Origin of the sequence: Thermobacillus sp. ZCTH02-B1 (assembly GCF_002159085.1) — a bacterium.
Classification (GTDB): Bacteria; Bacillota; Bacilli; order Paenibacillales; family Paenibacillaceae; genus Thermobacillus.
Genome location: NZ_LZRU01000030.1, coordinates 1 through 17,763, shown reverse-complemented (window position 1 = coordinate 17,763; position 17,763 = coordinate 1). Strand labels below are relative to the sequence as shown.

Genomic DNA, 17,763 nt, shown 5'->3' with positions numbered 1-17,763 from the left:
CGGTTTTTTTTCTTAATAGAAGATTTCTTAGAGATTTATAGATAGGCGGAATCGGGAGGAGAGACGGGTGCGGCTTCAGTCGTCCCTTCCGCGGGAGAAGACGTGCGAAGCCGCGAAGGCGGCGAGGAACGCGAACAGGAGGCCGATGCTCCAGCCGATGAGCTCCGCGTGCGGATGCGTGTTCCGGAGCAGGCTTCCGCCGATGATCCCGCCCGAAGCCAGAAACAGCAGCACGACGAGGACCCGCGGCATGCGCGCACGCACGTCGCCCATCACCTCCGATGACATTGTAGCACATGGCCGGCGGCGGCTCGAGCGGGAAGCATAAAGAAAAAACCGGCGGGGATTTCCACCGGTTGACATGGACGCAATCACGACATGCGGCGTCATGGCAGAACCGTTGTGCTCCCACGTGTCGCAAGCGCGTGGGAGTTTCTTTTCATTCCGGACCGGAATCGTTGGATTCCGGTTTCAGACTGCAAACGCACCGAAACGATGGCAAAAGCCGATCAACCATTGCAAGACGCCGCTTCTTCAATAAAACGTCAATAAAACGTCGAGTCGAAATACCAGCCGGAGGCGGGTTCCGCCGGCTGCACCTGCGTGGCGCCCGAGGCGTCCGGCGCATACGTGCCGGCTTCCCGCGTCCCCGGGTTCAGCAGCGCTTCGGCGGGCATCGCGAGGAACCGGTCCGTCATCCGGATGATTCCGGCGGACCAGCCGCCGGGACCGGCGAGCTCGTGGCGGACGCGCTCCGGTTCGTTCCGCACGGCTTCACGGAACCGGCGCTCGTCGAGCTCCCACCCGGAATCCGAACGCGCGATGCCGAGCATTTCCGCGGCCTCCGTCGTAGCGGAGCGCTCCAGTTCGCGGAGCAGCGCCTGGTGCAGGCTGCCGGCGCTTGTCCGATGGACGTACATGAGCTCGTTCAGGCCGTCGACGGCCGCGCGAAGAACTTCCGCGATCGCGTCCGGATCGTAGCCGACCGCCATCTCGTATGCGCCGGCGGCCGAGGGACTCCAGACGAGTCTGAGCCGGCCGCTATCCAGCACCGCTTCGTTCACCGGCAGTATCCGGTCCGGCCCGCCGTCCATGCGGATGACGGCGTCCTCCGCCGGGACGGCGACGTGGCCGATGCCGGACGCGCTGACGGCGCTGCCGTCTTCGTCCCGAAGTTCGAACGCGCCGCGGACGCCCGTCACCGCACCGACGAGCTCGAGCCAGACGAGGCGGAGCCTGCGGATTTCCCGCCGTTCGGCCCGGACGCCGGCTTCGGCGGCGTTGATCGCGGCGGCCAGCCGCGCGAGGGCCAGATCGTTCGTGTCGTTCGCTTCGATCCCCGCTTCGAGCGTGTGCGTCCTGCCGGCACAAGTCAGACGGAACGTGTGCCGGCCCGGCTCGATGACGGACCTGGCGTTCCGCGCCAGCTCGAAACCGCGGTTCCGCTGCGCCCGGGCCGTCTTCCCGATCTCGATGCGATGGACCGCAAGCGGCGCGTCGTCCGGCGCCCATCCGGCGATCGCGTCCGGATCGCCGGTCCAGACCCTGCGGCGCGACCAGAGGGAAGCTTCGGCGAGCCGGGCGGCGGATTCCCGGGCGCGGCGGACCGCCGTGAGCCAGGCGACTGCGCTCTCGGCGGCCCGCCGGCGCCCGTCCGCCGGTTCGCGCCTGTCTCCGGGCGGACGTCCGGGGGGCTTCCGCCCGTCTTCCGCCGGCCGGACGGCCGGCACGGCGCCGCTGATCGGCCTGGTCCGCTGCATGCGGACGGGTTCGATCTTCATCGGCGTTCCCTCCCGGCGGCTTGGTGCGCGCATTGCCGCATGAACTGCACTACATTAATTGTAAAAGATTTGCATTCGGGCTGTCCATCCGGGAGGAGCGCCGCGCGGTCTACAGGATCAGCAGCACGAGCGCGATCAGCGCGAGATCCAGCAGGGTCCGCGGGCCGAAGTAACCGTACGGCGGCCGGAATCCGCCGCTGAACGGACCGTCATACGGCACGTGCGGGCCGTACCATCCGCCGCTTGCGAAGGCGGTCGCCTGCGCCGTCTTGCCGGCGGATCTTCCGCGCCCCTTCCGGCCTCCGGCCCGCCGGCGGGGGCGCCGCTTCCCCTCCTCTTCGTCCCGCTGTCCGGCGACGCTGCCGTATGCTTCGGGCGCGTCCTCGTTCAGCACGAGGCGCCCGCCCCGGCAGCCGCCCAGGACCCCGATGTGCCGCGTACCGTCCTTCATGATGACGCACACCAGCTGGCCGCGGAACTGGTCGAGATTTTCCTCCGTGAGCGGGTGAATCGGTTCCATCCGCATCGCCTCCTTTCCGTCCGACATCGTGCGGAGCACGGGGGACAGCCGCGATTCAATATATTCACCCAGGGACGGATGCGCATCGTCATGTGCCCACCGGCAGGGCGGAGGCGTGCCGGCCCGCGCGTCGGAGGCGTCGGATGGCGTTTTTCCTTTTTGGCCGGATGGGGCGGATGGCGATCGGCGGACGATTGTGATACACTACATACCATGCAAATCCGACACGGCGGCTAGCCGCCGGCGGAAACTGCGGAAACGGCGAATATGGCGGACATGGCGGACCCGGCGGGGCCGGGTGCGCGCAATAGGCGGGGAGGGACGAAGATGCAGCGCATCATCGACATTTCGATGACGATTCACGAAGGGATGCAGGTCTACAAGAACAAGGACGAGAAGCGGCCGAAAATCTACAATACCGTCAACCACCAGACCGGCCGGGTTCACGAGAGCCGCATCGACATCGACGTGCACTGCGGCACGCACGTCGACGCGCCGCTGCACATGCTGGCCGGCGGCGAGACGATCGAGACGATCGGGCTGGAGCAGCTGGTCGGCCCGGCCCGCGTGCTCGACATGACGCATGTGGAAGACGCGATCACGAGGGACGATCTCGAGCCGCACGGCATTCAGCGCGGGGAACGGATTCTGTTCAAGACGAAGAACTCGCTGACGGACGAGTTTCTGTGGGATTTCGTCTACCTGCGGGAAGACGGCGCGCAGTACCTGATCGAGCGGGGCGTGACGCTCGTCGGCACCGACGGGCTCGGCATCGAGCGGGCGCAGCCGGAGTATACGACGCACCGGCCGCTGCTCCGGAACGGCATCGTCATCGTCGAAGGCCTGCGGCTCGGCCATGTCGAACCGGGCAGCTACTGGCTCGTCATCGCGCCGCTGAAGCTGACGGGCATCGACGCGGCGCCGGCGCGGGCGTTCCTGCTGCGATGATGGCGTGTCGGCTGCCGCGGCGCCTGCGGGGCGGGGCCGTCGCCATCAGCCGACGGGTGGTCTTCCGCAGGCATGCGCTTCGTGAACGGTCCGCGGTGCCGTTAACGGATGGTTTCGCCGCGTGTAGGAAGCGGATAACGGCACGGGAGACCGTTCATCGCCCGGAGACGGGCGGGCGAAGCCGCCGGAAGCCGCGAATAACGGTCCGCGGTGCCGTTAACGGGCGGTTTCGCCGCGCGTAGGAAGCGGATAACGGCACGGGAGACCGTTCATCGCCCGCGGATGGGCTTGCGAAGCCGCCGGAAGCCGCGAATAACGGTCCGCGGTGCCGTTAACGGATGGTTTTGGCGCGTGTAGGAAGCGGATAACGGCACGGGAGACCGTTCATCGCCCGCGGACGGGCTTGCGAAGCCGCCGGGAGCCGCGAATAACGGTCCGCGGTGCCGTTAACGGATGGTTTCGCCGCGTGTAGGAAGCGGATAACGGCACGGGAGACCGTTCATCGCCCGGAGACGGGCGGGCGAAGCCGCCGGAAGCCGCGAATAACGGTCCGCGGTGCCGTTAACGGGCGGTTTCGCCGCGCGTAGGAAGCGGATAACGGCACGGGAAGTCGTTAACGGATCGCGCTTCCGCCGTGGTGATACGCGGCCGTAAGGTTGCGCGGCGGTTGTCGGTTGTTAAGAGAAATATCATTCTTCCGAGGATTAGAAAGGACTGCGCAGATCGATGAAGAGCGACGTGCTCGAAGAACTGCGGACGGAAGTGACGCGTCGCCGCACGTTCGCGATCATCTCCCACCCGGACGCCGGCAAGACGACGCTGACGGAAAAGCTGCTGCTGTACGGCGGCGCGATCCGGGAGGCGGGCAGCGTCAAGGCGCGCAAGGCGAACCGTCACGTGACGTCCGACTGGATGGAGATCGAGAAGCAGCGGGGCATCTCGGTGACGAGCTCGGTGCTCCAGTTCGACTACAAAGGCCACCGCGTGAACATTCTGGACACGCCGGGCCACCAGGATTTCAGCGAGGACACGTACCGCACGCTGACGGCCGCGGACAGCGCGGTCATGCTGATCGATGCGGCCAAGGGCGTCGAGGCGCAGACGATCAAGCTGTTTCAGGTGTGCGCGAAGCGGGGCATCCCGATCTTCACGTTCATCAACAAGCTCGACCGGGACGGCCGCAATCCGTTCGACCTGATGGAGGAGATCGAGCGGGTGCTCGGCATCCGCTCGGTGCCGATGAACTGGCCGATCGGCATGGGCCGCGAGCTGTGCGGCATCTATGACCGGATGAAGCGGCAGGTCGAGCGGTTCCGGGGAGAAGTCCACGGCGAGATCGAGGTTCATCAGGTGGAGGATTACCGGGACGCGAGCATCCGCGAGATGGCCGGCGATTATCTGTACGACCAGCTCTGCCAGGATCTCGAGCTGCTCGACGTCGCGGGCGATCCGTTCGACCTGGAGAAGGTCCGGCGCGGCGAGCTGACGCCGGTCTTCTTCGGCAGCGCGCTCAACAATTTTGGCGTGCAGACGTTCCTCGAGCATTTCCTCGAGCTCGCGCCTTCGCCGACGCCGCGGAAATCGCGGACCGGCGAGGTGGATCCGCTCAGCCCGCGGTTCAGCGGGTACATTTTCAAGATCCAGGCGAACATGAATCCGGCGCACCGCGACCGGGTCGCGTTCCTGCGCATCGTGTCGGGACGGTTCGAGCGCGGCATGACGGTGCGGCACGTGCGGGCGGGCCGCGAGATCAAACTGTCGCAGCCGCAGCAGTTCCTCGCGCAGGATCGGGACATCATCGAGCGCGCGTATCCGGGCGACATCGTCGGGCTGTTCGATCCCGGGATTTTCCGGATCGGCGATTCGCTGGCGGAAAAAGAGGACATCGAGTTCGACGAGCTGCCGACGTTCTCTCCGGAGCTGTTCGCGAAGGTCACGGTCAAGAACGCGATGAAGCACAAGCAATACCAGAAGGGGATTGACCAGCTGACCGAGGAAGGCACGGTGCAGGTGTTCCGTTCGACGGGCGGATTCGACGAGACGATTCTCGGCGTCGTCGGCCAGCTCCAGTTCGAGGTGTTCGAATACCGGATGAAGCACGAGTACGGCGTCGACATCGAGCTTCAGCGGATGCCGTACCAGTTCGCGCGCTGGCTCGTCGGGGACAACATCGACTTTTCGAAGTTCCGCATCAATTCGACGGTGGTGCGGGACAAGAAAGACCGGCCCGTTGCGCTGTTCGAGAGCGAGTACGCGCTTCGGACGGCGATCGAGAAGAATCCGGACGTGAAGTTCCTCGAGACGGCTCCGTGACGGCGCGCGGGCGGGGCGCAGCCGGTTGGGTGCCGCGGGTGCCGACACGGATAAGCTTTCAAAATATGTCGAAAGAAGGCGAAAAATAGGACCCGAGCATGATTGCATAACAGCGGATCACCATACAAAATGGCGTCATATGGTTGGTGCACCACGATCGCTTCAAGCTGGCACCGCAGTACCGGACGTCCACGCACATACGCGCCACCAGTCTCGGCCGACACGCAACTTGCGTCATGGTGCAGGATCGATCATGCGCGGATGTCTGCCAACGGCAGGCAGCGGCAGGATGGAGAGCGGAAGAACTCATGCGCAGGGTTGATTCCCGACAGGTTGGGACGACCGTCGACGGACGGCGGGACGTGCCGCTCCGCATCCGGAATTCCGGGAGGTGCGAGCAGCCCGTCCGGCGTCGGACCGTCGCGGACATGCGGCAGACCGCCTTTGACCTGGCGGATGCGGATGGCGTGATGGTGATCGATATCGACCGGTTCCAGGACATCAATCTCGCCTGCGGCCGGACGGCGGGAGACCGGCTGCTTGCCGGGGTCGCCGAACGGATCGCGGCGGTCGCCGGGCCCGACGGGTGGTGCCGCACGGGGGATGACGAGTTCATGGTCGTCTGCCGGAGGTGCCGCGGCGATCTCGCCGCACGGCTGGAAGCGATCCGGCTGGCGCTCGGCGAGCCATACGAGCTGGGCGGATCGACCATTTGCGCGGCGGTCAGCATCGGCGCTTCGCTGCGCCGCTCCGGCGAGGCGTGCGACGCCGACCGGCTGATCCATGAGGCGAGCGTTGCCCTGAAGCACGCGAAGCGGATGGGCGGGAACCGCTGGCACATCTACGAACCGGGCATGCCGTGCGCGAGGAAGGAACAGCTGGAGCTGGTGTATGAGCTCCGGCAGGCGATCCGCCTGAATCAACTGGAGCTGTACTATCAGCCGCGGCTGGATCTCGCCACGGGGAAGGTCATCTGCCTCGAGGTGCTCGTCCGGTGGAACCATCCGACGCGGGGCCTGGTCATGCCGCGGGAATTCATACCGGTCGCGGAGGAGAGCGGCCTGATCCTCGAACTCGGCGAATGGGTGCTCCGCCGCGCCTGCGAGCAGAAGCGCGCATGGTCGGAGCTCGGCATTCTGCCCGTCCGGATATCGGTGAACGTCTCGCCGCTGCAGTTCCGGGACGCCGGGTTCGCCGACCGCGTGCTGGGGATTCTCAGGGAGACGGGCATGCAGCCCGGCTTGCTGGAGCTTGAGATTACGGAAACGTCCGTCATGGAAGACGTCGACCGGGCGCTCGAGATGATCACGGCGCTGAACATGAACGGCTGCACGATCTCGATCGACGACTTCGGCATCGGCCATTCCTCGCTTCAGCGGCTGAAGCTGCTTCCGGTCAAATGCCTGAAAATCGACCGCTCCTTCGTCCGGAACATGGCGAAGGACCAGCACGATCTTGCGATTACGAACGCGATCATCCATCTCGGCCGTTCGCTCAATCTGCAGGTGGTGGCCGAAGGCGTGGAGGACGTCGGCCAGCTCGAACTGCTCAGGAAGGCCTCCTGCACGACGATCCAGGGCTTTCTGCTCAGCCCGCCCCTCAAGGCCGGCGAGATCGAGCGGCTGGTGCGGGAAGAGAAGCTGGTCTGCTGAAGGCGGGCGGCGAAAAGGACGTCCGTCCGTTGACAGCGGACGGTTTTTTGTTTAGTATTATACCAAGTATTAAAATCGGAAATGTATGATTAGGGTGCACCGGGACCGGGGGGGATCGGGATGGAGAAACCGCTGACGTTGAAATTCGAAAACCTGGATCTGGCGGCGACGCTGCATTACCCGGCGGGCGGCAGGGGAGAGGACGGCAAATCGCCGGCGGTCGTGATCTGCCACGGCTTCGTCGGCACCCGCATCGGCGTCGACCGGCTGTTCGTCAAGACGGCGCGGGCGCTGGCGGAAGCGGGATATTACGTGCTGCGCTTCGACTACGCCGGCTGCGGGGAGAGTACGGGCGACTACGGCTCGCTCGGCTTCGCGTCGATGATCGACCAGACGCGGACGGCGCTCGATTATGTGCTCGACATCGACGATGTCGATCCGCAGCGGGTGGCGCTGCTCGGCCACAGCCTGGGCGGGGCGGTCGCGCTCCACACGGCGGTCAGGGACAAGCGGGTGCGGCAGCTCGTCCTCTGGTCGGCGGCGTTCCATCCGTTCAACGACATCGTGCGGATCGTCGGGCGACAGACGTATGACGAGGCGATGGCGCGCGGCGAGGCGGACTATCTCGGGTTTTCGCTGAAGCCGAAGTTTTTCGAGTCGCTGGCCGAGCATCAGCCGTTCCAGGCGGCGCTCAAGTTTTCCGGCGACGTGCTGCTCGTGCACGGCACGTCCGACGACGTCATCCCGACGGATTACACGTTCCTGATGCAAAAACTGCTCTGGATGCGGAGCGAGGGGAGCTGCGAGAAGGAGATTCTGTTCCAGGCGGATCACACGTATTCGTCGCGCAAAGCCCAGGAAGAGGCGATCCGGCGCACCGTGGACTGGCTGAACGGGCTTGCGGCGCGCCAGGAGGAGTGGCACCACTGGAGCATTTGAGCCGTCGGGAAGGCGACGGCTGCGGGCCGGATGACGGTGAAACGGGAAGGCGGGTTCGATTCGGGGACCGCGCCTTTGTTTCTTGGGGAGCGGACGATCGGGGGCGGACGGCGGGGATTTTTTTGCCGGCAAGAGGCGGACAATGGAACAAGATTTGTGGTTTAATAGAGACATCGGTGCAATCCAGGTCGACAAGGAAGGGATCGAAGCGTGAACAACCCGCGTATCGCCCGAATCATGGCGCTGGCGCTCAGCGCGCTGCTTCTGCTGCTGCTTGCGGCCGGATGCGGCAAGAAGGGAGAGGAGGGCGGAACCGTCGAGCAGGAGACGGAGCAGGAGACGCCGATCGCCGAACCGGAGCCGGAATCCGAGCCCGAACCGGCGTTCCGGGCGCCGCTCACCGGCTTGCCGCGCGATGCGGAAGCGAAGATGCGGCCCGTGGCGGTCATGATCAACAACCTGGCGCCGGCGCGGCCCCAGTCGGGACTGCCGCACGCCGACGTGGTGTGGGAAGTGCTGGCGGAAGGCGGCATCACGCGGCTGATCGCGATTTTCCAGAGCGACGAATCGTATGACGGGTCGGTCGGGCCGATCCGCAGCATCCGGCCGTACATGATCGAGCTCGCGGAGTCGTACAACGCGGTCATCGTGCACGCCGGGGCGAGCGACGAAGCCTACGGCATCCTGCGCAGGCAGAAGAAGGAGCATCTCGACGAGATCACGAACGCGGGAGCGTATTTCCGGCGCGACCGCTCGCGCAAGGCGCCGCACAATCTCTATTCGGATCTGCCGAGTCTGCGCGCGGGCGCGGAGAAGCGGGGATACGCGGCGGAGGCGGAGATTCCGGCGTTCCGTTTTCTGGAAGACAAAGCGGCGGAGGCACCGGCGGGGAGCGCGCTGGAAATCGACATCCGCTTCCAGTTGAAGAACTATATCGTGACGTACCGCTACGACGCGGAGCAGCGCCGGTATCTCCGGTTCATCAACGGCGAGCCGCACACGGACCTTGTCAGCGGTGAACAGCTCACGGCGGTGAATCTGGCCGTGCTCGGCACATCCCACAAGGTGCTCGACGACGAAGGGAGGCTGGCGGTCGACCTGAAGAGCGGCGGACCGGCCATGCTGATCCGGCACGGCGAAGCGATCGAATGCGTCTGGGAGCGCGCCGCGGACGGCGTCATCCGGCTGATGAAGGACGGGGAGGAGCTCCCCTTCGCGCCCGGCAACGTCTATTATCATATCGTGCCGGATCCGCGGTCGTTGGCGGACCACGTGACGATCCGGCAGCCGGAGAGCGCCGGGGCGTGACGTTCCGGAAGGCGGACATCCTTCGTTTGGTCTTCCACTTAACAATGGACGGGCTGTTGTGCTAAACTAGGTGGGGTTATTCAAGGCGAGGCGAAGGAGAGTCCCATGTTCAGCCGCAAGAAGAGCATTTTCTTCCAGACGTTCGAGGAGATGGCGGACACGATCGTCGAGGCGGTCGAGTATTTCCACAAGCATGTGCCGGAGCTCGACGACCTGACGAAGTTCGCCCGCGACATGAAGGAATTCGAGTCGAAATGCGACCGCTGTGTCCACACGATTCTGACCGAACTGAACAAGACGTTCATCACGCCGATCGACCGGGACGACATTCTGAATCTGACCGGCTCGCTCGATGACGTGCTCGACGGCATCGAGGCGCTCGCATCCCGGTTCGAGATGTACCAGATCCGGCAAATCGACGAATATGTGCCCGTGTTCGCGGAGATTCTCGTCAAATGCTCGCACGAGATCCGCGAGGCGATCCGGCTGCTCTCGGAGAAGAAGCTGCTTGCGATCCGCCAGCACGCGATCGCGATCAACGAGCTGGAGAATCAGGCGGACGATCTGGTGCGCGAATGCATCAAGTCCCTCTTTACGAACGTGACGGACCCGGTTGAACTGATGAAGCGGAAAGAGATTTACGAGCGCCTCGAATCGACGGCCGACTATTGTGAAGACGTGGCCAACACGCTCGAGACGATCATCATGCGGAACAGCTGACGGGCGCGGTGACGCGGAGCAAGGGGACAGGATCAGCAAATGCCGGATTTTGACAGCACCTTTCTCATTGTCTGCACCATCGTTGTTCTGGCGCTTTCGTTCGATTTCATCAACGGGTTCCACGACACGGCGAACGCGATCGCCGCAAGCGTCTCGACGCGCGCGATGACGCCGCGGATGGCGATCATCCTCGCGTCGGTCATGAATTTCGTCGGCGCCATGATATTCACCGGCGTCGCGAAGACGATCGGCGGCAAGGTGGCCGATCCCGCGGCGCTGACGCACGGGGTGTGGATCGTCATCGCCACGCTCCTGTCGGCCATCGCTTGGAACCTCATCACATGGTGGTACGGCATTCCGTCCTCGTCATCGCACGCGCTGATCGGTTCGCTGGCGGGCGCGGTGATCGCGGCGGAAGGGTTCGGCGGCGTGAACGGATCGGGGTTCATCAGCATCGTGCAGGCGCTCATCTTCTCGCCGATCATCGCGTTTGCCGTCGGGTATGTGGTCATGACGCTGCTCAAGCTGATCTTCGCGCGGGCGAATCCGCATATCGTGAACAAGGGATTCCGCTCGGTGCAGATTCTGACCGCGGCGTTCCAGGCGTTCACGCACGGCACGAACGACGCGCAGAAGGCGATGGGCATCATCACGATGGCGCTCGTCGCGGCGTCTTACCAGGACTCGTTGGAAGTGCCGTTCTGGGTCAAGTTCTCGGCGGCGCTCGCGATGGCGCTCGGGACAAGCTTCGGCGGCTGGAAGATCATCAAGACGATGGGCACGAAGATTTTCAAGATGGAGCCGGTGAACGGGTTCGCGTCGGACGTGTCGGCGGCGAGCATCATCATGACGGCGACCGCGACGGGGCTGCCCGTGAGCACGACGCATGTCATCACGTCGGCCATTCTCGGCGTCGGCAGCGCGAAGCGGTTTTCGAGCGTGAACTGGGGCGTTGCCGGCCGCATCGTGTCCGCATGGCTCATCACGATCCCGATTTCGGCCGTGATTGCGGCGGTCCTGTTCAAGGTGATCGCGTTCATTTTCCTGTGATGGCCGGGTGCCATGTGCCATGCACGGATCGTTCGGACTCCGCGGGATGCGGAGTCCTTATTTATGCCGCTTGATCGGGCAACGGGACGGCAAGAAACGGACAAGCCTCAACCTGAAAATGGTATTGCATTCAAAATTTGTCCTCCGTTATGATGAAAGTGCGGAGCCGGCGCGTCACCCGCCCGGTCCGGCGGTGCGGAAGCGCCGGCCGTATCAGTTCGAGGACGGCGGTGATGCGTATAGGGAACGGAAGGATCACGCTCTGATACCTGTCAGCAACGACGACCGGAGAAAGGGGCGGATGCCGCAGGGAGACGGGCTGATCTTGCACGATGTCAGGACGGACCCTATCAGGACGGACCATATGCGCAAATCGGATGTGATGCGAACGGATCGTCGAAGTTGACGCAGCGGTCACGCAGCCGACGCATCGATCAGATAAAGCGGTTACGCAGGACGCGAATCTGGCGACTTGCCATTTGGGTTGAATACGGGAACCGAATCGTAAGGCAAGAAGGCTTTGCCGCAAGCCCTTGTGGGCCCGGCAAAGCCTTCTGCTTTTGGACCGTCAGATCAACTCGTCTTCGCTCCGGACGGAGACGCGCTTGCGGCGCGCGCCGCGCCGGCCCTTCGCGCCGCCGCGCCGCCGGCGCCGGCGCGGGCGCCGCCCGGCTTCCGTGCTTGCGGCCGCGGCGGCCTTCTTCGGAGTCAGCGAGCCGGCGAGCAGCTTGATCATCGGTGCGAATTGCTGGACGGTGCCGACGATCTTCTGGATTTTCTGCACCGTGTTCAGGATGCCGTCGATGCCGCCCATCCGGTCGACGAACAGCTTCAGTTCGGCCAGGCTCGGCAGGCCGGGAGGCTTCGGAACGCCCGGCGCCGGGCCCGGTCCCGGATGCTGCACGCCCTGCAGGTAGGCGGGCGGCCCGAAGAACGGATCGGCGGGAGGACCGGCGGGCGGTCCGCCGGTCCAGGGTCCGCCGGTGCCTGCGGGCGGCTGGCCGAATCCGCGGACGCCGGCCCAGTGCGCAGGATGGTTCACGGGAATCACAACCTCTTCTCGCGGGTATCGTTCATCCCCAGTGTATGCGTGGGCATCCGTCGCGTATGGACGCATGCCCGGTTGCGGACCGATTTGGACGTCGGGCGCCCCTCTTCTGCGATCCTGTAAAGCGACAATACGGCAATGCTTGAAAAAACCGGCCGCTCGTTCTACAATGAGCATATCAAAGGAAACATGGCAAGGACGTTCATCAGGACGCTTATGGGGGGAGCAACCGCATGCAGCTCAAGAAACTCAACGATCCGACGATTGACCAGCTGTTCGAAGCGATCCTGACGCTGAAGACGGTGGATGAATGCTACATATTCTTTGATGATCTGTGCACGGTGAATGAAATCCAGTCGCTCGCGCAGCGGCTTGAAGTGGCGCGGCTGCTCCGCCAGGGCGCGACGTATGCCCAGATCGAGCGGGAGACGGGCGCCAGCACGGCGACGATCTCCCGCGTGAAGCGCTGCCTGAATTACGGTACGGAAGGCTACGAGATGGCGCTCAGCCGTCTGGGACGTTAAATGCCGGGCGCAAGACCGGGCGTGCTCGTCATCAGCCACGGCTCGCCCGATCCGGGCTGGGTGCGGCTCGTGGACGAAGCCGTAAGCCGCGTCAGGCTGCCGGGCGATGTGCCGGTCGTCTCCGCGTTCCTGGAATGCGTCGAGGGGCGCCTCATCCAGGACGGCATCGACGAGCTCGAGGCGCGCGGCGTGGACGAGATGTTCGTGCTGCCGCTGTTCGTGTCGTCGGGCAGCACGCACGTCGACGACATCCGCCAGGCGTTCGGCCTGCCGCCGGCCGCGTACCGCCGGGGAGAGCTCGAGCCGTTCAGGCTCCGGCGGGCGCACGTCACGGTCGGCATGCCCATCGACGACGATCCGATCATCGCGGCGATCATCGCGGACAACGTGCGCGAGCTGTCGACGGCGCCGGAGCGGGAGGCGCTGCTGCTCATCGCGCACGGCAGCCGCGAGCGGGGGCTGCACCGCATCTGGCGGGACGGGATGAGGCGGCTCGCGGCGCGCGTGCGGGAGCTGTGCGGCTTCGCCCGCGCGGAGACGGCGATGCTGCTGCCGGATCAGGCCGCCTGCGTCATGCGGGCGCTGACGAAGCGGCGGGCGCGCGCGGAAAACGGCGCGGCGGACGGCGGCTGCTGCTGCGCGGTGACGGCCGCGGGGCCGGAGACGGACGCGGTGATCGTGGCGCCGCTGTTCCTGTCGCGCGGGTATTTCACGAACACGGTGATTCCCGAGCGGCTGGCCGGCTTCGACTACCGGTACAACGGCAAGGCGCTGCTGCCGAATCCGGCGATCTCCCGGTGGATGGAACGGCAGATCGCGGATTGGCTGGGCGGCGGCGGGCAGCCGGGCCGGGAAGGACGGCGCGACGGTTCGGCGGGTGCTTTTGTAACGGGCGGTGAACTGGAAAGCGGCGCCGATTCCGGCTAAAATGGTGTAGGCGGCCATCCGGCCGACGCGAAGGATGAGGCGGGGGTTGCGTTGGCTTTCAAACGCGCGAGACTCATCTACAATCCGACGTCCGGCCGCGAGGAGATCCGGCGCCGGCTGCCGGACATCCTGCAGAAGCTCGAACGGGGCGGCATCGAGACGAGCTGCCACGAGACGACCGGCGAAGGAGACGCGACCGCGGCGGCTTCGGAGGCGATCGAGCGCGGCTTCGACATGATCATCGCCGCGGGCGGCGACGGGACGCTGTACGAGGTCATCAACGGCATGGCGCGCCACGAACGGAGACCGCCGCTCGGCATCCTGCCGCTCGGGACGACGAACGATTTCGCGCGGGCGGTCGGCATTCCGAAGCATTGGGAATACGCGGTCGACCTGATCCTGGCGCAGCACACGCGGACGATCGATCTCGGCATGGCGAACGACCGCTTTTTCATCAACATCGCCGGCGGCGGCTCGCTGACCGAATTGTCGTACGAGGTTCCGAGCAAGCTGAAGACGATGATCGGGCAGCTTGCCTATTATATGAAGGGCATCGAGAAGATGGTCCATTTCCGGCCGACCCGGATGCGGATCGAGGCGGAGGGCGTCGGCGAGATCGACGAGAAGATCATGATGTTCCTGATCTGCAACAGCAATTCGGTCGGCGGGTTCGAGCGGCTCGCGCCGGACGCGAGCATCGATGACGGATTGTTCGAGGTCATCATTTTGAAGAAATGCAATCTCGCCGATTTTCTGCGGGTGGCGACGCTGGCGCTCCGGGGCGAGCATCTGAACGATCCGCTCGTCATGCATTTCCGGTCGCGCCGGGTCCGTATAACGTCGGAGGACCACGTGCAGATCAATCTGGACGGCGAGTACGGCGGCACGCTGCCGTGCACGTTCACGGCGCTGAAGCAGCATCTGGACATCTTCGTGGATGAGCACGGCATGGCGTCCTATCGCAAGCGGCTGATCGCGGGCACAGGGTTGTGACGCGGCGGCCGCTTGACGTCATTCTGGTTCATTTTCCGGGAAATGAGGTTGGACTGTGGGTACGACGAAGGATGCGCCGGTGCGGAAAAACGACATCGTGACGCTCGACATCGAGGGGCTCACCCAGGACGGCGCGGGCGTGGGGCGGGCGGACGGTTTTGCGCTGTTCGTGCAGGGCGCGCTGCCGGGCGAGCGGGTCAGGGCGAAGGTACTGAAGGTGAAGAAGCAGTACGGCTACGCGAAAATGCTGGAGCTGCTTCAGGCGAGTCCCGACCGCGTGGAGGCGCCGTGTCCGATCTACGGAAAGTGCGGCGGTTGCCAGCTGCAGCATATGGACTATCGGGCGCAGCTCGAGTGGAAGCGGCGGCACGTCGTCGACTGCCTGACGCGGATCGGGAAGCTGCGGGTGGCGGATGAAGGAGCGGCCGGGGACGGCGGTGCCGGTGCCGCCGAAGGGATTGTCATGCATCCGACGATCGGGATGGCGGATCCCTGGCGCTACCGGAACAAGGCGCAGGTGCCGATCGGCATGGCGCAGGCCGATTCGGAGGACGGCGCGGCCGGCTCGCTGATCGGCGGGTTCTATGCGCAGCACTCGCACCGGATCGTCGACATGGACGCGTGCCTGATCCAGCACGAGCGGAACGACGCGGCGGTGAGGCTGGTCAAGGAGATCGGTACGCGGCTCGGCATCCGCGCGTACGACGAGACGACCGGGCGCGGGCTGCTGCGGCATGTCGTGGTGCGGACCGGATTCGCGACCGGCGAGACGATGGTCGTGCTCGTCACGAACGGCACGCGCATCCCGCGCGTGGACGAGCTGGTCGAAGGGATTCGGAAGGCGCTTCCGGATGTGCGGAGCATCGTGCAAAATGTGAACACGCGGAACACGAACGTGATCTTCGGCGACGAGACGCGGGTGCTGTGGGGGAGCGACGTGATCTACGACGAGCTCGACGGCATCCGGTTCGCGATCTCGGCGCGGTCGTTCTATCAGGTGAATCCGGCGCAGACGGTGACGCTGTACCGGAAGGCGGCCGAGTATGCGGGGCTCACGGGGCGCGAGACGGTGATCGATGCATACTGCGGCATCGGCACGATCTCGCTGTTCCTGGCGCGGCACGCGGGCAAGGTGTACGGCGTCGAGGAGGTGCCGGAGGCGGTCGAGGATGCGCGGCGCAACGCGGCACTGAACGGGATGCACCATGTCGCTTTCGAAGTCGGGCTCGCCGAAGAGGTGATGCCGCGCTGGCGGGAGGAGGGCGTCGCGGCGGACGTGATCGTCGTCGACCCGCCGCGCAAGGGCTGCGACGCGAAGCTGCTCGAGACGATCATCGCGATGCAACCGAAGCGGGTCGTGTACGTCTCGTGCAATCCGGCGACGCTGGCGCGCGATCTCGCCGTGCTCGAGGCGGGCGGCTTCCGCACGGTGGAGGTGCAGCCGGTGGACATGTTCCCGCACACGGGGCATGTGGAGTGCTGTGTATTGTTGGTGAGGAAGTAGTAAATTATAGCCGCATTTACCTTATAATTTAAGAAGCCCAAGCATAATAAGATCTTGGGTATTACTGCTATAGCATAATGTCCGGCAAATGACGGCGGCCCATATCATGGGAGGCATCCTTTTCCTTTCTCGTGATACGGTCATTATATCCGGAAAATTCCGGACCGGAAATTTCGCGAGCAATTGAACGTTTTCTTGAGGCAGTAACAGCAACATGTAGAGGAATTAATCCGTCAAAAGTTAGTGCAAACGTTCAAATAAGACATGGGGGTGAGGATATGGGGAAACGCAATTGGCTTGCCATTGCAATCATATCGGTCCTTTCAATCTTTTTGGCTTCCTGTGGAAATTTACCTACGTCAAAAACACCTGATGCCAATGCATCGCCTCAAGTTCCAATGAACTCAAATGAGGAAATATTTATGATAAAAAAAGAGGATATTTCCAGCGTGACGATTTCCACTGGTGAGAACGACCCGATTAGTGGAGTGATCGATAAGGAGACCGATATCTATCATCTTGTAAGCCTCTTGAATAACGCAGTTCATCTTACCGGAGATGCTACAGCGGATTATTATCGTTTAGTAAAACTTAACATGAAGGACGGATCCGTGAAAGCACTGGAGTTCGGCGGCCATGGTCGGTTTTTTAAGGTTCTCGATTCTGGCGTGTTTTTCAAACTTGAACCTCCAGAAAATCACAAGAAATTGAACAAACTGATTGACCGGGTCGAGAAGGAATATCAGCTAAAACACTAATGTTTCAGGACTTTCACTTGCAGTATGTGATTGCAAATCCCGCACTTACGAGGCAAATCGGCATGGATATAGCATGGATATTCAAAGAAGTTAAGATGACGCCAGGGCTCTCGAGTAACATGATGACTAAACCTGTTGATGAGCGACTCCGTATTCAACACAGGAAAAGAAATTCCCTCACACATATACATCCATTTGTTTAAGCGCTTAGTTAAAACAGATACGATGTATGTACCACGGCTCTGGAATGTGAAGCAATTCCTCCATTTGTCCGTCTTCTAATGCTCCTAGAAACATATGAAAACACCTAGTCTACAGGATGTTAATTTCTAGTATTGACAGGTGAATGCATTGATAACTTTTTAAGGGGGGATCTATTCCCCCCTAATTTGTGTTATTGTTCCTCCACCTATAGAAGCTGTTATTCCAGATAAATCCTGCTTTTTACATAAAACACTCCCTAAAGAGCCTTTCGAGCCTAGTAACATATACCATAATATTTTAGTAGTTGTTCACAATTCAAAATTGGATAAGATTGTACAAGATCAAGGATCAAGTCCAAATTTGTGTGTAAATTCCCTCAGTTAGAAAGGGCAGATTACATAATTCGTGTCACTTTTGACACTGGTTTTGGTTGACTGGCACGCCACTCCAGATACTCGCTCATATCGAGATACTTCTTGCCGGAAGCCCATTTCTCGTCTTGCTCCATGAGCAAAGCGCCGATCAACCGAAGCACGGACTCCCGGTTCGGGAATATGCGTATGACACGTTCCCG

At 63.0% G+C, this 17,763-nt stretch carries 17 protein-coding genes; 12 read left to right on the top strand and 5 right to left on the bottom strand.

All coding sequences use genetic code 11. The features are described from left to right. Positions 1-75: 75 nt before the first annotated feature. The 3 genes from A9Z00_RS11950 to A9Z00_RS11940 form a co-directional block, all read right to left on the bottom strand. Positions 76-273, bottom strand: a complete 198-nt coding sequence (locus tag A9Z00_RS11950; RefSeq protein ID WP_296977617.1) for a hypothetical protein — start codon at positions 271-273, stop codon at positions 76-78. A gap of 272 nt (positions 274-545) precedes the next feature. Then, a complete protein-coding gene (locus tag A9Z00_RS11945; RefSeq protein WP_296977614.1) occupies positions 546-1,781 on the bottom strand; it encodes a hypothetical protein in 1,236 nt (411 codons plus the stop codon). Between the two features lie 109 nt (positions 1,782-1,890). Further along, a complete protein-coding gene (locus A9Z00_RS11940) occupies positions 1,891-2,301 on the bottom strand; it encodes a hypothetical protein (RefSeq protein WP_296977612.1) in 411 nt (136 codons plus the stop codon). Between the two features lie 327 nt (positions 2,302-2,628). Here A9Z00_RS11940 and A9Z00_RS11935 point away from each other — a divergent pair, with 327 nt between their 5' ends. The 7 genes from A9Z00_RS11935 to A9Z00_RS11905 all read left to right on the top strand — a co-directional run bounded on the left by A9Z00_RS11935 (position 2,629) and on the right by A9Z00_RS11905 (position 11,231). Next, the gene (locus A9Z00_RS11935) at positions 2,629-3,249 is read left to right on the top strand and encodes a cyclase family protein (protein WP_296977608.1); all 621 of its coding nucleotides are present in this window, start codon (positions 2,629-2,631) and stop codon (positions 3,247-3,249) included. 726 nt (positions 3,250-3,975) lie between these two features. Further along, positions 3,976-5,562, top strand: coding sequence for a peptide chain release factor 3 (locus tag A9Z00_RS11930; RefSeq protein ID WP_296977605.1), 1,587 nt, complete (start codon positions 3,976-3,978; stop codon positions 5,560-5,562). 236 nt (positions 5,563-5,798) lie between these two features. Next, positions 5,799-7,214 carry a putative bifunctional diguanylate cyclase/phosphodiesterase gene (locus tag A9Z00_RS11925; RefSeq protein ID WP_367189509.1) on the top strand — a complete coding sequence of 472 codons (1,416 nt, stop codon included), beginning with the start codon at positions 5,799-5,801 and terminating at the stop codon, positions 7,212-7,214. Positions 7,215-7,334: 120 nt separating this feature from the next. Next, a complete protein-coding gene (locus tag A9Z00_RS11920) occupies positions 7,335-8,153 on the top strand; it encodes an alpha/beta hydrolase (RefSeq protein WP_296977598.1) in 819 nt (272 codons plus the stop codon). Positions 8,154-8,363: 210 nt separating this feature from the next. Next, positions 8,364-9,461 (top strand): DUF3048 domain-containing protein, encoded by a 1,098-nt coding sequence (locus A9Z00_RS11915; protein ID WP_296977595.1) that lies wholly within the window; start codon positions 8,364-8,366, stop codon positions 9,459-9,461. A 105-nt stretch (positions 9,462-9,566) separates the two neighbouring features. Continuing rightward, positions 9,567-10,181: a DUF47 domain-containing protein gene (locus tag A9Z00_RS11910; protein WP_296977592.1), complete on the top strand. Its 615-nt coding sequence runs from the start codon at positions 9,567-9,569 to the stop codon at positions 10,179-10,181. A 39-nt stretch (positions 10,182-10,220) separates the two neighbouring features. Beyond that, positions 10,221-11,231 (top strand): inorganic phosphate transporter, encoded by a 1,011-nt coding sequence (locus A9Z00_RS11905; RefSeq protein ID WP_296977590.1) that lies wholly within the window; start codon positions 10,221-10,223, stop codon positions 11,229-11,231. Between the two features lie 568 nt (positions 11,232-11,799). On the opposite strand, the gene A9Z00_RS11900 is transcribed toward A9Z00_RS11905, so the two are convergent. Continuing rightward, a complete protein-coding gene (locus A9Z00_RS11900) occupies positions 11,800-12,273 on the bottom strand; it encodes a hypothetical protein (RefSeq protein WP_296977587.1) in 474 nt (157 codons plus the stop codon). A 239-nt stretch (positions 12,274-12,512) separates the two neighbouring features. Between A9Z00_RS11900 and A9Z00_RS11895 the strand changes: the two genes are divergently transcribed. The 5 genes from A9Z00_RS11895 to A9Z00_RS11875 all read left to right on the top strand — a co-directional run bounded on the left by A9Z00_RS11895 (position 12,513) and on the right by A9Z00_RS11875 (position 16,985). Beyond that, the gene (locus A9Z00_RS11895) at positions 12,513-12,803 is read left to right on the top strand and encodes a YerC/YecD family TrpR-related protein (protein WP_296977585.1); all 291 of its coding nucleotides are present in this window, start codon (positions 12,513-12,515) and stop codon (positions 12,801-12,803) included. After that, a complete protein-coding gene (locus tag A9Z00_RS11890; protein WP_296977583.1) occupies positions 12,804-13,730 on the top strand; it encodes a sirohydrochlorin chelatase in 927 nt (308 codons plus the stop codon). Positions 13,731-13,781: 51 nt separating this feature from the next. Then, positions 13,782-14,723: a diacylglycerol kinase gene (locus A9Z00_RS11885; RefSeq protein ID WP_296977577.1), complete on the top strand. Its 942-nt coding sequence runs from the start codon at positions 13,782-13,784 to the stop codon at positions 14,721-14,723. A gap of 55 nt (positions 14,724-14,778) precedes the next feature. Beyond that, complete coding sequence (rlmD, locus tag A9Z00_RS11880) at positions 14,779-16,227, top strand: 23S rRNA (uracil(1939)-C(5))-methyltransferase RlmD (protein ID WP_296977574.1); 1,449 nt, start codon at positions 14,779-14,781, stop codon at positions 16,225-16,227. 278 nt (positions 16,228-16,505) lie between these two features. Further along, on the top strand, positions 16,506-16,985 hold the full coding sequence (locus A9Z00_RS11875) for a hypothetical protein (protein WP_296977571.1): 480 nt from the start codon (positions 16,506-16,508) through the stop codon (positions 16,983-16,985). Positions 16,986-17,583: 598 nt separating this feature from the next. Here the strand turns inward: A9Z00_RS11875 and A9Z00_RS11870 are convergent. Further along, a partial coding sequence (locus tag A9Z00_RS11870; RefSeq protein ID WP_296977568.1) for a transposase occupies positions 17,584-17,763 on the bottom strand: 180 nt, incomplete at its 5' end.

Excerpts from the sequence above, each read along its gene's own strand:
- A9Z00_RS11950 (WP_296977617.1), bottom strand. The coding sequence starts at position 273 with ATGGGCGACGTGCGTGCGCGCATGCCGCGGGTCCTCGTCGTGCTGCTG.
- A9Z00_RS11945 (WP_296977614.1), bottom strand. The coding sequence starts at position 1,781 with ATGAAGATCGAACCCGTCCGCATGCAGCGGACCAGGCCGATCAGCGGC.
- A9Z00_RS11940 (WP_296977612.1), bottom strand. The coding sequence starts at position 2,301 with ATGGAACCGATTCACCCGCTCACGGAGGAAAATCTCGACCAGTTCCGC.
- A9Z00_RS11935 (WP_296977608.1), top strand. The coding sequence starts at position 2,629 with ATGCAGCGCATCATCGACATTTCGATGACGATTCACGAAGGGATGCAG.
- A9Z00_RS11930 (WP_296977605.1), top strand. The coding sequence starts at position 3,976 with ATGAAGAGCGACGTGCTCGAAGAACTGCGGACGGAAGTGACGCGTCGC.
- A9Z00_RS11925 (WP_367189509.1), top strand. The coding sequence starts at position 5,799 with ATGGTGCAGGATCGATCATGCGCGGATGTCTGCCAACGGCAGGCAGCG.
- A9Z00_RS11920 (WP_296977598.1), top strand. The coding sequence starts at position 7,335 with ATGGAGAAACCGCTGACGTTGAAATTCGAAAACCTGGATCTGGCGGCG.
- A9Z00_RS11910 (WP_296977592.1), top strand. The coding sequence starts at position 9,567 with ATGTTCAGCCGCAAGAAGAGCATTTTCTTCCAGACGTTCGAGGAGATG.
- A9Z00_RS11905 (WP_296977590.1), top strand. The coding sequence starts at position 10,221 with ATGCCGGATTTTGACAGCACCTTTCTCATTGTCTGCACCATCGTTGTT.
- A9Z00_RS11895 (WP_296977585.1), top strand. The coding sequence starts at position 12,513 with ATGCAGCTCAAGAAACTCAACGATCCGACGATTGACCAGCTGTTCGAA.
- A9Z00_RS11890 (WP_296977583.1), top strand. The coding sequence starts at position 12,804 with ATGCCGGGCGCAAGACCGGGCGTGCTCGTCATCAGCCACGGCTCGCCC.
- A9Z00_RS11875 (WP_296977571.1), top strand. The coding sequence starts at position 16,506 with ATGGGGAAACGCAATTGGCTTGCCATTGCAATCATATCGGTCCTTTCA.